The organism is Agrobacterium sp. T29 (assembly GCF_006970545.1).
Lineage (GTDB): Bacteria > Pseudomonadota > Alphaproteobacteria > Rhizobiales > Rhizobiaceae > Agrobacterium > Agrobacterium leguminum.
Genome location: NZ_CP040642.1, coordinates 312263 through 326923 on the forward strand (window position 1 = coordinate 312263; position 14661 = coordinate 326923).

16 protein-coding genes and 3 pseudogenes are annotated in these 14661 nt (G+C 56.3%); 14 read left to right on the top strand and 5 right to left on the bottom strand.

What is annotated here, in order from left to right; translation table 11 throughout:
* Positions 1-5 precede the first annotated feature (5 nt).
* Positions 6-206 carry a hypothetical protein gene (locus FGF54_RS27460; protein WP_142781881.1) on the bottom strand — a complete coding sequence of 67 codons (201 nt, stop codon included), beginning with the start codon at positions 204-206 and terminating at the stop codon, positions 6-8.
* Positions 207-225: 19 nt separating this feature from the next.
* Positions 226-528: pseudogene (locus FGF54_RS26565) on the bottom strand (SDR family oxidoreductase); the annotation flags it as partial.
* A gap of 96 nt (positions 529-624) precedes the next feature.
* Here FGF54_RS26565 and FGF54_RS26570 point away from each other — a divergent pair.
* Positions 625-1647 (top strand): IS110 family transposase, encoded by a 1023-nt coding sequence (locus tag FGF54_RS26570; RefSeq protein WP_142781882.1) that lies wholly within the window; start codon positions 625-627, stop codon positions 1645-1647.
* 276 nt (positions 1648-1923) lie between these two features.
* Positions 1924-2031: pseudogene (locus tag FGF54_RS26575) on the top strand (IS3 family transposase); the annotation flags it as partial.
* A gap of 148 nt (positions 2032-2179) precedes the next feature.
* Here the strand turns inward: FGF54_RS26575 and FGF54_RS26580 are convergent.
* Positions 2180-3082 (bottom strand): LysR family transcriptional regulator, encoded by a 903-nt coding sequence (locus tag FGF54_RS26580; protein ID WP_142781883.1) that lies wholly within the window; start codon positions 3080-3082, stop codon positions 2180-2182.
* A gap of 115 nt (positions 3083-3197) precedes the next feature.
* Here FGF54_RS26580 and FGF54_RS26585 point away from each other — a divergent pair, with 115 nt between their 5' ends.
* The 4 genes from FGF54_RS26585 to FGF54_RS26600 are packed head-to-tail and all read left to right on the top strand — an operon-like array spanning position 3198 to position 5082.
* Positions 3198-3935, top strand: coding sequence for an SDR family oxidoreductase (locus FGF54_RS26585; protein WP_142781884.1), 738 nt, complete (start codon positions 3198-3200; stop codon positions 3933-3935).
* Positions 3936-3986: 51 nt separating this feature from the next.
* Positions 3987-4517, top strand: coding sequence for a DUF1097 domain-containing protein (locus FGF54_RS26590; protein WP_142781885.1), 531 nt, complete (start codon positions 3987-3989; stop codon positions 4515-4517).
* A 39-nt stretch (positions 4518-4556) separates the two neighbouring features.
* On the top strand, positions 4557-4721 hold the full coding sequence (locus FGF54_RS26595; protein WP_210247451.1) for a hypothetical protein: 165 nt from the start codon (positions 4557-4559) through the stop codon (positions 4719-4721).
* Complete coding sequence (locus tag FGF54_RS26600; RefSeq protein WP_246667049.1) at positions 4705-5082, top strand: nuclear transport factor 2 family protein; 378 nt, start codon at positions 4705-4707, stop codon at positions 5080-5082. Before FGF54_RS26595 ends, FGF54_RS26600 begins: the two co-directional genes overlap by 17 nt.
* 122 nt (positions 5083-5204) lie before the next feature.
* Here the strand turns inward: FGF54_RS26600 and FGF54_RS26605 are convergent, their stop codons facing one another.
* Entirely contained in the window at positions 5205-6128 is a 924-nt protein-coding gene (locus FGF54_RS26605) for an AraC family transcriptional regulator (protein ID WP_142781997.1), read from the bottom strand.
* Between the two features lie 354 nt (positions 6129-6482).
* Between FGF54_RS26605 and FGF54_RS26610 the strand changes: the two genes are divergently transcribed.
* The 3 genes and pseudogenes from FGF54_RS26610 to FGF54_RS27690 all read left to right on the top strand — a co-directional run.
* Complete coding sequence (locus FGF54_RS26610; RefSeq protein ID WP_142781886.1) at positions 6483-7334, top strand: SDR family oxidoreductase; 852 nt, start codon at positions 6483-6485, stop codon at positions 7332-7334.
* Between the two features lie 175 nt (positions 7335-7509).
* The gene (locus FGF54_RS26615) at positions 7510-8481 is read left to right on the top strand and encodes an oxidoreductase (protein ID WP_142781887.1); all 972 of its coding nucleotides are present in this window, start codon (positions 7510-7512) and stop codon (positions 8479-8481) included.
* 26 nt (positions 8482-8507) lie between these two features.
* Positions 8508-8729 (top strand): annotated as a pseudogene (locus FGF54_RS27690) (phospholipid methyltransferase); the annotation flags it as partial.
* 158 nt (positions 8730-8887) lie between these two features.
* Here the strand turns inward: FGF54_RS27690 and FGF54_RS26625 are convergent.
* Complete coding sequence (locus FGF54_RS26625) at positions 8888-9751, bottom strand: LysR substrate-binding domain-containing protein (protein ID WP_246667050.1); 864 nt, start codon at positions 9749-9751, stop codon at positions 8888-8890.
* Between the two features lie 264 nt (positions 9752-10015).
* Here FGF54_RS26625 and FGF54_RS26630 point away from each other — a divergent pair, with 264 nt between their 5' ends.
* The 5 genes from FGF54_RS26630 (at position 10016) to FGF54_RS26650 (ending at position 14569) form a co-directional block, all read left to right on the top strand.
* On the top strand, positions 10016-10861 hold the full coding sequence (locus FGF54_RS26630; RefSeq protein ID WP_142781889.1) for a transporter substrate-binding domain-containing protein: 846 nt from the start codon (positions 10016-10018) through the stop codon (positions 10859-10861).
* Between the two features lie 100 nt (positions 10862-10961).
* A complete protein-coding gene (locus tag FGF54_RS26635; protein ID WP_142781890.1) occupies positions 10962-11648 on the top strand; it encodes an aspartate/glutamate racemase family protein in 687 nt (228 codons plus the stop codon).
* Positions 11649-11667: 19 nt separating this feature from the next.
* Positions 11668-12327 (top strand): amino acid ABC transporter permease, encoded by a 660-nt coding sequence (locus tag FGF54_RS26640; protein WP_142781891.1) that lies wholly within the window; start codon positions 11668-11670, stop codon positions 12325-12327.
* A 19-nt stretch (positions 12328-12346) separates the two neighbouring features.
* Entirely contained in the window at positions 12347-13123 is a 777-nt protein-coding gene (locus FGF54_RS26645) for an amino acid ABC transporter ATP-binding protein (RefSeq protein WP_142781892.1), read from the top strand.
* Positions 13124-13315: 192 nt separating this feature from the next.
* Complete coding sequence (locus FGF54_RS26650; RefSeq protein ID WP_142781893.1) at positions 13316-14569, top strand: FAD-binding oxidoreductase; 1254 nt, start codon at positions 13316-13318, stop codon at positions 14567-14569.
* Positions 14570-14661: the final 92 nt, after the last annotated feature.

Consider the following 14661-nt stretch of genomic DNA (forward strand, 5'->3'; position numbering starts at 1 on the left):
TCATTTCAGCCACGCCCGCAATCACATGTCGAGTTCAGAAAATGAAGCGTCGCAAATAAATCTTTGATGGCGGCGCTTTTCTCTGTTTTGCTTGTCCTCCTGCTCGATATCGAAAGCAGCACCGCTCCTGTTGCACCGGATACCACCGACCCCATGAGGATGCCGATCTTGACATGATCCTGAACTGCCGGATCATGGTTTTGCATCGAAAGCCCCGATGTTCGGCTAGGCGATACCCTTGCCACCCGCCATGGCGTAAACTTCACCGTTGATGAAGCTTGCGTCTTGTAAGGGGAGAAGGACATAGAGCGGTGCCAGTTCAACGGGTTGGCCGGGTCGCCCAAAATCGCTGTCTTCTCTAAAGTGTTTGACCTTCTCGTCGGGCTGACTGCCACTGGGTTGGAGGACGGTCCAGAAAGGCCCTGGCGCTACGACGTTGGCGCGTACGCCCTTTTAGATCGGTTGCTTCGATAGCGCCTTGGTATAGGCGACTATGCCGGCTTTTGTTGTGGCGTAATCGAACAGGATGTTGATTTTCACTGATGGGTTGGATGCCCCTCCCACCGGCATCGCGATGTGCCAAGATGGTGATACGTAAAGTCACCAACACAGTAGGAGGCATTTATGGAGGAAGTCAGTGTCGTCGGCGTCGACCTTGTAAAGCAGTTTTTTCAAGTGCACGGCGCGACTGCCGATGGCCGAGTTTTGTTTCGCAAGAAACTGTCGCGGTCGCAATTTCCGAAATTTATAGCCGGACTTCGGCCGTGTGTGGTTGCGATGGAGGCGTGTGGTACGGCACATTATTGGGGTCGAGAATTCGCAAGCATGGGTGATGACGTTCGGCTGATCCCCCCAGTCTATGTGAAGGCCTTCGTCAAAAGGCAAAAGAATGATGTCGCTGACGCGGAAGCCGTAGCAGAGGCTGCAATGCGACCGACGATGCGGACCGTCTCTGTAAAGACGTCTGAACAGCAAGCTCGTGCAATGTTATTCCGGACCCGCGATCTTCTCGTCGGACAGAGAACGCAAATGGTGAACGCCCTACGAGGTCACCTCGCACAGCACGGTATCATCGTGGGCAAAGGATTAGGCAACGTTGAGCGGCTCGCGACGCTCATTGCGGCGGACGATTTGCCTGAGTTGGTACGGACCATGGGACGCCTTTATCTCAGCCAGATCACTCAGTTGCACGAAGAGATTGATCAGATCGATCGTCGTATCGCAGCGGAAGCAAAACAAAGCGATATCGTTCGACGGCTCCAGAAAGTGCCAGGGATCGGACCGATTTGCGCGATGGCAATCACTGCCTTCGCGCCGCCTATGGAGGCATTCCGAAGTGGTCGCGATTTTGCAGCCTGGCTTGGCCTTGTCCCGCGACAGCACTCGAGCGGAGGCAAGCAAAAGCTTGGCCGCACCTCGAAGATGGGCCAACGAGATATCAGGAGGCTTTTGATTATAGGCGCGATGTCTGTTGTGCATTGGAAGGGCCGAGGCGGTGGGGGACCTGGTTCTTGGCTCTCGAATATGCTGGGCCGAAAGCCACGCATGCTGGTGGCGATTGCGATGGCAAACAAGCTGTCGCGGATCGTCTGGGCAATGCTCTGGCGCAATCAAGAATACCGAGATCCAAGCGGAGCGGTCTGCTGAAGGTAGACGTTCTAATTGGAGTGCCGGCGATGTGAGGAGGACATGATCCGCATGGGCAAATGATCGAACAGATCGGGATTGGGCAAACCAGTAGTTCTCAGGAAGCTTTTAGCGCGTTGCACTGATTTGGAGTCCAGTCCGCGTATCACCATACCGGCCCGCGGCATGTCATCGCCGCAACATGAGGTCTGAAACATGTACGCACCCGATCACTCGCTCTGGCGGTCAAAAAAGTCCTTGCATCGAACGGGGCATCCAAACATGAGAGCTGACCCGGCGGACGTGTTCGATTACATCGAGCGCTTCTACAACCCGAAACGTAGCCACTCAACACTGGGGTATCTCAGCCCAAACGACTTTGAAACCAAGGTGGGATTAGCTTAACCTCGCGTCTCATAAACCGGCAGCAGGCCAGACCTCAGCTTCGCCTGAACGGTTCGCTCAATGGGAGATTTGTATAAATTCGCCAACGCGACATCGACTAGCATGGCAATAAGCTGTGCTGCGGTGACACCGGACGGGCAGAGCAAGATCAGGCAACAAGCCTGTGAATGAACTCCAAAAATGCTCGCACTTTGGCAGGCATCAAGTTAGAAGCGTGGTAATAGGCATAGAGGGGAAATGTCTCCTCGGACCAGTCGGGTAGGATTTGAACCAGTTTTCCCTCGGCCAGTAGATCCTTGGTGTAAAGTTCCAGCAACTGCCCGATCCCTATTCCGCCAAGGCAGCCTCCGATCAGCGATCCTGTGTCATAAACCATAAGCCGTCCGCCCGCATTGAGTGGTATGACTTTGTCACCGCGCTGAAATTCCCATTCGAACGGACGGCCTGTCGAAGGGTCGCGGATGAGCACGCATGGATATCTGCTTTCCAGATCCCTCGGGTGGGATGGCATGCCGTGGCGCGCAATAAAGTCGGGAGATGCGCAGGTTATCACCCGCGTTCCCAGTAAGAGTTCGGCCCGTAGGTTGGAGGGTTCCAGATATCCGAAACGGATCGCAATATCGAATCCGTCGCCGACGAGATCACCCATTGTATCCTTGACGGCGACATCGACAGCAAGTTCCGGGAACTCGTCAAGAAATTCCCCAAGGCGCCGTGTCAAGACGTAATGGCCGAAGGCGCCATCGACATTGGCCCTCAAACGGCCATTGACCAGCGCCCTCGTATCGCCGGCGCGTACGGTTGCGTCCTCTATGCCTGCCAACAGTGGAGCGACCGCTTCATAATAGCGACGCCCTTCGTCGGTCAGTGAAATCGCCCGAGCCGTACGATTGAAAATCCGGATACCGACACGCTGCTCCAGCCTGGCGACGGCGCGGCTCACGGCTGGCTGTGTCAGCCCGAGCGCTTCGCCTGCGCGCGCGAAACTGCCCGCCTCCACCACCGCGGAGACGACCCCGATACCATTCAGCAAACGGCTGTCAAATGCCATGACCCATACTACCCGTCATCTTTACCTTGATAACTATGCATTATTTTTATCGATGGCAAGCCGATACGTTTAGCTGCTGCGAATGATTGCAGCGCTCGAAGAAAGGCATACCATCATGACCAGCAACGGAAAGACTGCCCTGATCACCGGTGCATCGCGCGGTATCGGCGCCTTGCTTGCCCAGCGCCTTGCGGCGGACGGGTTCAGGATTGTCGTCAATTATGCAGGCAACGGCGCCGCTGCCCAGCAGGTTGCCGAAACGATCAAAGGCAGCGGTGGCGACGCTATCGTCTCTCAGGCGGATGTCGCCAGCTCCACGAGCGTCGTTGAAATGTTCGATGCGGCAGAGGCCGCTTTCGGTGGAGTGGACGTGATCGTCAACAACGCCGGCATCATGAAGCTGGCACCGGTGGCCCAGTTCAGCGACGAAGATCTCGACCGGATGATTGCCATCAACCTCAAGGGCACGTTCAATGTCTGCCGCGAGGCAGCCAGACGTGTTCGTGATGGCGGGCGTATCATCAATATTTCGTCCAGCGTCATCGGCATGCACCTGCCGAGCTACGGGCCTTACATCGCAAGCAAGGCGGCGGTCGAGGGCTTGACCCAGGTTCTGGCTCAGGAACTGCGCGGCCGCATCATCACTGCAAACTCAGTCGCGCCGGGACCGACCGCAACCGAACTTTTTCTCGAGGGCAAGAGCGCGGAACTGGTCGAGCGTATGTCCAAAATGAACCCGCTCGAACGTCTCGGTCAACCCGAGGATATAGCCCGTGTCGTTGCGTTTCTTGCAGGACCGGAAGGTGCCTGGATCAACGGCCAGACGTTACGCGCAAACGGCGGCATGTGCTGATCGTACGACACCGAAGCAGATCATTACGAAAACAACCAAGGAGACACTGAGATGTCGCATGAAGCGAACACGCGAACCCCTGCGGCCCATGGGGCCGGCAACATAAGCGCGGGCCTTTACATTGCTCTGACAATGACGGCGGCCCTTACTGCCGCGGTGGCAGCCCAAAGCAGCTTGCTTTTGACGCTTCCGCCATGGGCAATGTTCATGGGCTGGGTCGCCTATTTCAGCAGGCGTCCTTCCGTAAGGGAAGGTTTCCAAAGCTGGGTTGGCGCTGTCATTGGTCTTTGCATCGGCGCGGTCGCGGTAACAGCGACAGGCATTCTTACACCGACCCTCGGCGCATTTGCTTTTCCCATCGTGGTCTTTTGCGTCGCGCTCACCGTGATCTCTACCCGCGGTTTGCCGTTTCTAAACAACCTGCTCGGTTACTTCATCGGACTGATCACCTTCTTCGCCGCGCACTTGGAGCCCGAACTAGCGTCGATCGTGAAGCTGGGCAGCGCCACGGCCATCGGCTCCGTAGCCGGATGGGCCGTGCAAACGATCGAGAAGAAAGTTCGCAGCGTCGTGGCGGCATGATGCTGCCCTGGGTCCACCGTCAACCTATTGGATAGGACAATGACAAAAGTCATCATCATCACGGGAGCCGGCACTGGCATGGGCCGGCTCATGTCGCGGACGCTCGCGGGGGCCGGACACACCGTAAACGCCACCATGCGTTTCATCGAAGCCCGCAACCGGGACACGGCAGAGGGAGGACGCATAAATGTCCTCGATAACTAAACACCCCGCGAACGACGCAGCGTTTGCGCCGACACCGAAAGCGCTCGATGAATTGCCCGAGGCAATAAGGCAGTTCATTGACAGTACCAATGGCGCAGATGGACATGCCCTCCTGGCCTGCTTCAACAATGACGCGGTGCTGATCGACTATGATAGGAACTATGCGGGCATCACTGCGATCACGGACTGGAATAGGACTGACAACATCGGTGTCGGGTCTCGGATAAGCTTGCTGGCGATCAAATCCTGCTTCCAGGGGTTCCGCCTCCAAGTGGCCGTCACTGGCAACGGCTTCAACGGTACCGGCCAGATGAACTTCCAGCTGTTTGATGGCAAAATAACCCTACTCGTGATCAAATAAAATGAAGCGAATTCATATCAGGCCGAGGTCTCCCGGTGCTGCCTTAACCTCACGCCATAGCGTTTCCTTGTTAGATGGAAACGCTATGGCGTATTGCGTGGATCCTTGTTCACGTAATACGCTTAGCCGCTTTGAACGCTACGGCTTCCATATTCGCTGTAGAGGCGCTGCTGATTCAGGACATCCTGTTTCGGTGCGACCCCAAAGGTCCGAGAATATTCACGACTGAATTGCGAAGCGCTCTCGTAACCGACCTTGTAGGCGGCTTCTGTCACGTTTACGGCTTCGGCTACCATCAGCCGCCTTGCCTCTAACAGGCGCAACTGCTTCTGGAACTGCAGAGGCGTCATCGAAGTCAATGCCTTGAAGTGTTGTTGGAACGATGACGGGCTCATTCGGGCAATGTCTGCCAGTTGTTTGATCCGCAGTGTCTGCGCGAAATTGACGTGCAGCATCGACACGGCTTTGACCACACGCTCGATATTCGATTCAGGGAGTGCCAGCTTGCAGAGTTCCGCGCCATGCGGTCCGCTAAGCAGCCAGTAGCAGATCTCCCGCATCACCGATGGATACAGGATCGGGATAGCTTTAGGTGTCTTCGCCATTCGGATGAGACGCATCAGGCAGTCTGCCATCGGGTCATCGACCTTGCCCACAAAAACGCAGGGACCCGGATCCGACGCCGGAGTTGGCGGCGTTTCCAGTTGCTCGAGAACCTCGCGCATCATGGCAACATCGAAATCGATAGTTACACCGACATAGGGGAATTCGGGACTTGCCTCGACGATCCGGCCCGTCGCCGGAAGTTCGACGCTGACCACGAGGCATTCCAGCGCCCCGTAATCAAGCCTGTCCTCACCGAAGTGAATTTCCTTCGCCCCCTGAAGCACGACGCAAAGCGAAGGCCGATAAAGCGCCCGCATCGGCATCATCGCATGAAAAGACCGGACGATATTGAACCCGTCGATGAGCGTTGGAAACAGACCCTGACCGCCGCCTTGATCCTCAATATAGGCGATGACCGCCGCGAGTAGCGGTGACGGCAAGCAAGCCTCCGATCGGTTGCGCGGCCACTGGAGGACGCGATCTTCGTGCGCCGATTTCTTGCTGTTTGCAGGAATAGGCAAGTTTCTTGGCAGTTCGGGCATTCTGGTCATTCGACACTCCGTCTAGCTTGAACATGGCAACCAAGCGAGGAGTAAACTGATCATGACAGAAATAGTCCCACGGTCAATTGAGGTTCAAGATGTGCGATCCGCAATAAACACACGGATCGGGAAAGAGCCTGGTGTGGCCTGATTGACCGCAAACAACGCGTTTCATCATTCCGAACCGACCACTTGGCATGATCTCAAGCCCATTCCCATCCACCGAAATTCTCTTGAGAAGAGGAACTCCAAATGCCCGATACCAACAATACCCGCCGCACATTTCTTGCTCTCTCTGCGGCTGCTCCGGCCGCTCTTCTTTTGGCCAGTACAGCATCGGCCCAGACTTCAGGAGCCGCCGCAACCGCTCATGCCGGCACCGGCCGAGTTGCCATCGTGACGGGCTCCTCACGCGGCATTGGTGCCGCCACTGCCCGCCGTCTCGCGCGGGACGGCTATGCGGTGACGGTGAACTATCTGACCAACAAAGATCTGGCCGATCAGGTGGTATTGGACATCGAATCCGCCGGGGGCCGGGCAATCGCCCGTCAGGCGGACGTTGCGGATCCGGCGGCTGTCACGGCCCTGTTCGACGCTAATGACGAGGCATTTGGCGGCCTGGACGTGGTGGTCAACAATGCCGGGATCATGAATGTCGGTCCGTTTGCCCAAATGACCGATGCTGCCTTCAATCGGATGATTGCGACCAACATGACCGGCAGCTTCAACGTCCTGCGTGAGGCAGCACGGCGCACACGCGATGGCGGCAGGATCATCAGTTTGAGTTCGAGCATCACCAACCAGAAACCTGCATATACAGGTGCCTATGCCGCCACCAAAGCGGCGCAGGAAATCTACACCAGTGTCCTCGCGAAGGAGCTGGCCGGTCGCAATATCTCGGTCAACGCCGTATCACCGGGTGCTGTCGATACGCAGCTACTGCGCCAGCATGGCGAGGAAGCCCTTCGCGGCATTCCCGAAGCGACACCTCTTCGGCGTCTGGGCCAACCGGAAGATATCGCGAACGTCATTGCCCTTCTCTGCTCTGACGACGGCGCATGGATCGACGGTCAGAACGTTTTCGCGAATGGTGGCCTATGCTGAGGCTTATAGATTTCAGCACTTTGTCGCTCTGGCGATCACAAAGATGACAATAAACTCAAATCAGATAGGGCTCGCCCCCCATCGGCGGCCTCTGAGCCACCGAACGTGACCCCTCATCCCTGAGCGCGTTCGGTGGCGCCCCTTCCCCTGTTTCGCAAGCCCAAAGGACGCCAGGATGCCGCTCAAATGGACCCACAAAAACATCCCGCCGCAGAACGGCAGAACCATCGTCGTGACCGGAACAGGCGGCCTCGGCTTTGAAGAAGCACTGGCGCTCGCCCGCGCCGGTGCCAACGTCATCATCGCCGGGCGTAATGCCGCCAAGGGCACCGAGGCCGTCAACAACCTGAAGCAGACAGTGCCGGGCGCGTCCGTAACCTTCGAAATACTCGATCTTGCGGACCTTGCCTCTATAGCCGATTTTGGAAGGCGGCTAAGACACGATCTTGAGCGTATCGACGTCCTGATAAACAATGCCGGTGTCATGACGCCGCTGACCCGCAAGACAACAAGGGACGGCTTCGAATTGCAGCTCGGCACAAACTACCTCGGTCATTTTGCCCTCACGGCCCATCTCCTGCCGCTGCTTATGCATGGGAATAATCCGCGAGCCGTCACGCTTTCCAGCGTAGCAGCACGCGGTGGCGCTATTAATTTCGATGACCTGCAGGCCGAACGGTCCTACAAACCAATGTCCGCCTACAGCCAGTCCAAGCTCGCGTGCCTGATGTTTGCCTTCGAGTTGCAGCGCAAAAGCGAAGTTGCCGGTTGGGGCATTACAAGCATCGGTACGCATCCCGGGATCTCGCGGACCGATCTCCTTCGAAATGCGCCCGGCCCCAATAGTGTTCAGGGCCTTATGCGCTCCCTCTTATGGTTCCTGTTTCAGCCCGCAGCGCAAGGTGCTCTACCAACTTTGTTTGCGGCAACGTCGCCAGAAGCGCGAGGGGGCGCATATTACGGCCCGGACAAAATGGGCGAGATGCGCGGCTACCCCGATTACGCAAAGCCTCCTGAGCGCTCGCTCGAGGTGCATGTCGCGAACCGCCTCTGGGAGGTATCGGAGACATTGACGGGAGTCGAGTTTGGCACGCTTCCTCGATCGCCCATTGCTCCGGGTGCGCCAGCAGTCACGCGTGGGAACTGAGCCATGGATCCGCTTGGAAACGTGTCATGAACACCAAGGCTTTGGAGGCATTCCACTTCTTTCGCGCTTGGCTCGCTGAACCGCTTCGCGTCGCGGCCGTTGCCCCGTCCGGGCGCGCGCTCGCCAAAATCATGACCGCCGAGATATCCCCTCAATCCGGCCCCGTCATCGAGCTTGGTCCGGGAACAGGTGCGTTTACACGCACGCTGATCCAACGCGGCGTATCTGAGGAGGATCTTGTCCTTGTGTATAGGAGACACGCTGATGGTTCCCGTGGTCGGTGGAGCAAGGCTGGCTCGTCAACTCCGACAGCTTCTTAAAACGCGAGCGCTACCGACGTTTTTCCGGTTGCATCTCACTACCAAACGCTCTGGCATTGCGATAATCTCTGTGAGGATTAACGCTATCATAATCTGTCTTGTGAAATCGTTCTATTGTCCCCGTATCTACGGGATTGCCTGATCAACCAATCCCTGAACAGCACAACACTCGGATTGTTCGCCTTTCTCTCGGGGTAAACGACATAGTAGGAATCGTCGGAATGTGTAGCTTCCCCGAAAGGCATATGTAGTTGGCCGTTTGCTAGTTCCTGCTCAATGTAAAACGTCGGAACGACCGCTATACCAAGCCCGTTTACTGCTGCGTTGATGATCGTCTCATAGTGACCAAATCGTATTCCCTGAATACGGCCGCTGTAGGATAGTCCGGCAAAACGCAGCCAGTTCAGCCAGAGGCTCGGCCTACCGGCATTTTGTATCATAGGGAAATTAGCAAAGTCGAGTGGATCGAGTTTTTTGCCCAATGGAATGAGGCCGGGCGCTGCAACGACAGCAAGTTTCTCAGGGAAAAGTTCAATCGCGCGGGCATGAAGCCACGTGCCAGCCCCCCTCAATACCGTTATGTCCAGACGTGTCGTTTCGAAGTCGGTCGCGGGCGTTGCTAACGTGAACTCCAAGGGTATGTCCGGAAATGCCGAAATGAAAGTAGAAAGCCGTTGAGGCAACCAACGAGATGCAAAAGTGGGATGCGTTCCCACCATCAAGGAGGAATCGACGCTACGACCACGAACTGCGTCGATCGAAATTTCTTCCAAGCGATCAAGTGTATATGCAAGATCGCGATAATACGTGGCTCCAACGTCCGTCAGAACCAAACGCGTGCCTGAGCGGTGAAAAAGGGTAGCTCCTAGGAAATCCTCGAGATTGCGAATCTGTTTGCTAATTCCACTCTGGGTGAGACCAAGATCATCTGCGGCACGGGTGAAATTCATGTAGCGAGCCGCAGCCTCGAAGGCATGCAATGCCGAAAGTGATGGAAGATACCGCCTCAATGCCCAACCCCTTCATCATGACTAAAATTCATGCAAGATGGATTATTCGATGTTTTGTTTTAAATGCAAGATCGTCAAGACTAGCTCATCCGGCGAACGTGCCTGAAACCCGACGGGAAAAGGTAACTGTCGAGACTGCGACGCGGATAACTGGGAACCCGCCGAAGCAGCAGTACCATCAAATGATGTAAAAAAGGGGATGACATGAACAGACGTGATTTTGGAAGCCTCCTTGGACTTGCCGGTGCGGGCGCGGTTGCAACCGCTCTTGCTACACCGGCAGTCGCACAGGCGCCCGCTGCTGGCTCGACATTTGAACGCATACGCAGCAGCAAGAAGCTGCGTGTCGCCGGAATTGTTGGAACCGAACCATATTATCACAAGGATATCGCGACCGGCGAGTGGTCTGGCTTTTGTATGAGCATGGCCCGTGATCTGGCAAAATCGCTCGAAGCTGAAGTCGAAATCAGCGAAACCACCTGGGGCAACGCGGTTCTCGATCTTCAGGCCAACAAGATCGATATCATGTTCGGTCTCAGCCCCACACCGTCACGTGCACTGGTGGTCGAATTCACACGTCCGATCATGCAGAACACCTTCACCATCATCGCCAAGCCAGGCCTTGAACCGAAGACGTGGGAAGAGCTGAACAAGCCGGAAGTCCGCATTGCCGTCGATATCGGATCGACACATGATCTTTTCGCCCGCCGCGTCTTGCCAAAGGCAACACTTGTGGCGTTGAAGACTCCGGATGAGGCAACACTGTCGGTTCAGACCGGTCGGGCTGACGCTGTCATCCAGGTTGCAATGTTGTCACTTGTAACTGTCAAGAAGAACGCGAATGTCGGCAAGATCGTCGTCCCCGGACCAATCGTACGTCAGCCGACCTGTGCAGGCGTTCGCGCTGAGGACAGTGCACGATTCCGGACTTTTGTGGACAACTGGCTTGAATTCAACCGCTCCTCCGGTGTGGTGACGAGCTGGATCACCTCAAGTCTCGATCTGGTCGGCGTCCAGAAAGAGGATATTCCGGCCGATATTCAGTTCTGATGATAGGGTGTGGACAGGGTCACCCGTGATCCTGTCCCTGTTTCCAACGGTAGCTACTGTTGCGTCATGCACGGCGGCCATTCTATTTTGCGGTGAAATTATGGCCAATTCGCTTGGTATCATGATGCTCGACACGACGTTCGAGCGTCCTTTGGGTGATGTGGGCAACGCGGGAAGCTGGCCGTTCCCCGTCGTCTATAAGACAGTCAAAGGCGCAAGCGCCAGAAAGATCGTCAATGGCGAGGACGACGCGGTGTTGCTCGATGCCTTTGTGGCGGCCGGTGAAGAACTGGCGAGAGAAGGTGCCTGCGCATTGACGACATCATGTGGTTTTCTGGTGCTGCGCCAAAGCGCGCTTGCAAGCCGCCTGACACTTCCCGTTGCAACATCCAGTCTGCTGCAAATTCCGCAAATCACCGCCTTTCTCCCCGCTCGCAAAAAAGTCGGCGTGATTACATATGATTTCAACTCTCTAACGGATCTTCATTTTCGGGAAGCAGCCGTCAAGGATATCCCTCCCGTCGCCGGACTGCCCAAAGGCGGAGCGTTTCACCAGTTGATCGAGGGCGGCAAGCCATATGACCGCGAGGCTCTCAGCAACGAGTTATCGAAGACCGTTCAGGATCTCGTCGACAAGCAGCCTTCCATCGGCGCGCTCGTATTTGAATGCACGAACTTGCCGCCTTTTTCAGCGGAGATATCGAAGCGTTTTGCCCTTCCGGTGTTCGATATCCTCACACTTGGCCGGTGGCTTCATGCAGGGGCTTCGATCAGTGAAGCGCGATAAATAAAAAAGTGGGAACGACATGCAATATCAATGGGACTTCGGTTTTCTTTTACAATACCAGAGCCTGATCTGGACGGGTGTTCTTTATACCATCGGCTTCACCGTGGGCACTGCGGTTGCAGGCTTGATCGTCGGCTGCCTCGTTGCTCTGGCTCGCCTTTCAAACGTAAAAATCCTCGGCGCGCTTATCACTGGCTTCATCGAGATATTCCGTTGCACGCCGGTTTTGGTCCAGCTTGTGTGGTGCTATTATGCGCTGCCGATCCTGACCGGAATAGAATTGTCGCCCGGTTCGGCAGCCTTCATCACTCTGACACTTTACGGCGCATCCTTCTTCGGCGAAATCATCCGTGGCGGCATCATTTCGGTCGATCTCGGCCAATGGGACGCAGGACGCGCGCTCGGCATGAGGCGACATCAACTCATGGCGCGCGTGGTTTTGCCCCAGGCATTTCGCCGCATGATCCCGCCTTTAATGAACCAGACAGTTCTCCAACTAAAAAACACATCGCTTCTGTCGGTTCTGGCCGTTCCGGATCTGCTTTACCAGGGCCAGCTGATCACGTCCGCAAGTTATCGGCCGCTGGAAACCTACACAATGATCGCCGTCATCTATTTCATCCTCCTTTTCCCGCTGACACGCTTAGCTCACAGGCTTGAAGCGAGCGCGGGCCGTTGATCACGAAAGGCTTATCATCATGTCAGAACACAATATGATCGAGCTTGTCGGCGTGAAAAAATCCTTTGGCGACTTCGAGGTCTTGAAGGACATCACCCTGGACGTAAAAAGGGGAAACGTTGTGGCACTCATCGGCCCCAGCGGCTCAGGAAAATCGACGTTGCTTCGAAGCGTCAATCTGCTGACGGTTCCGGAGCAGGGCTTCATTCGCGTGGGTGATCAGGCAATCGACTTCTCCAGCACGCGCAAGCTACCCGGCGACAAGGCGCTTGCCGCCTTCCGCGCAAAGACAGGGATGGTTTTCCAGAGTTTCAATCTTTTTCCACACATGAACGTCGAGCAAAACGTGATGGAAGGTCCCATCACGGTTCTGCGAAAATCCAGGGCCGAAGCGCGGGAGATCGCCCGCGGCCTGCTCGAAAAAGTCGGGCTAGCCGATAAGTCGACGACTTCTCCCGACAGTTTGTCCGGGGGACAGAAGCAACGCGTCGCGATCGCTCGGGCATTGGCGATGAAGCCGGAAGTCATGCTGTTTGACGAAGCGACGTCGGCGCTCGATCCAGAACTCGTGGGAGAGGTTCTGTCCGTCATCCGCTCGCTTGCCGCCGAAGGCATGACGATGCTGCTGGTCACGCATGAAATGGCATTTGCCCGCGATGTGGCGGACCGTGTCATCTTCATGCGTGATGGATGCGTCGTTGAGGAAGGCGAGGCGCGCCAGGTTATCGACAATCCGGTTCAGCCGGCGACGCGATCCTTCCTGAGCCATTTCCATAATGGTCTTGGTCCGAACTGATTTGCCGATTGGCCCACTCGTTGGTCCTGGTTGGCACGCAAACTGAAAAACAGGTCATCCCGGTTCTGCCCCGGGGTCCATTAAAGTGATCGAAAAGCGATGAACCCAACTTCCGCGTCACAGCAGGAGACGGATTTTTGCGCCCATCGATCAGCGATCGTCTAACCGCTGTAGTGCTTGGGAATGATAGATATGCATGTAATCGTAATTGGCGCAGGCATAGTAGGTGCCAGTGCGGCACTGGAATTAATCCGCGACGGCCATCAGGTTACAATTCTGGAAGCCGGTGAGCCGGGTGGGCGCCAGAGCGCCAGCTATGGACACGGCTGCTGGATCAGCCCTGCCTCAGTCGTACCCATGTCAATGCCGGGTCTCTGGAAGCAGATTCCGAGTTATCTGCTCAATCCAAAAGGTCCGCTCGTCATCAGTTGGCGGCATATTATCAAGCTTCTGCCTTGGCTGGTGAGGTTTCTCATTGCAGGCTCGACGGTCGCCCGGGTCGAGAAAACCGCGCGTGCGCTGTCAACCCTTCTTGGAGACAGCCCGCAACGCCACCTCAAACTGGCTGAGGAACTCGGCCTCAGCCATCTCATTCGCCAGGAAGGTCTGCTCTACGCTTATCCCGGCAGACAGAATTTCGAAGCAGAGAAATTGTCATGGCACCTGCGCTCCATGACAGGTTTGCGCTGGAAAGAGCTGAATGCGCGGCAACTGCATACGCGGGAACCGCACCTCTCCAATCGCTACAACTTCGGGGTTCTGGCGGAGGATGGCGCCCATTGTGTCGATCCCGGCGCTTACGTTGCAGCGATTGTCTCCGCGGCAATCGCCCGTGGCGCAACTCTTGTAAAAGCGCGAGCGAACGGTTTCGTTTTCGATGATAACAGTCTGATTGCCGTCGAGACAGATAGCGGTCGCCTCGAATGCGACAGGGCCGTGATCGCATCCGGTGTCTGGTCCAAAGCACTCGCGCGCAAGGCTGGCGACCGGATTCCGCTCGAAGCCGAACGCGGCTATCATGGTGTTCTGGTTTGCGCGGAACAAGGGCCTTTGCATCCTGTCATGCCAAGCGATGGCAAGATGGCGAATACACCGACTTCAAAAGGCCTACGTCTTTCGGGACAGGTCGAGCTGGCTTCGGTGGAGACGCCACCAAACTGGAAACGTGTCGATATTTTGATCGAGCACGCCCTTTCCACCTACGATCACTTGACGCCACGCGCGGAAATGAAGCTCGACCGTTGGATGGGGCATCGCCCGTCTACACCGGACGGTCTGCCGGTCATTGGCGCCTCCTCCCGTTCTAACAATGTTTTCTATGCCTTCGGGCACGGGCATGTCGGGTTTGCGTCTGGTCCGATCACTGGCCGAATTGTAGCTGACATGGTGAGCGGCAAGGCACCCACCTCCAGTATCGAAGCGTTTTCGCCAAGGCGTTTCGCCTGAGTGCGTCCGGGCCATGAAAGTTGGGAAAAAATCTCATCATGCCTCCCGCGGCATGGATCGGTCACTGTGATCATCCTCAAACCGCGTCAGGT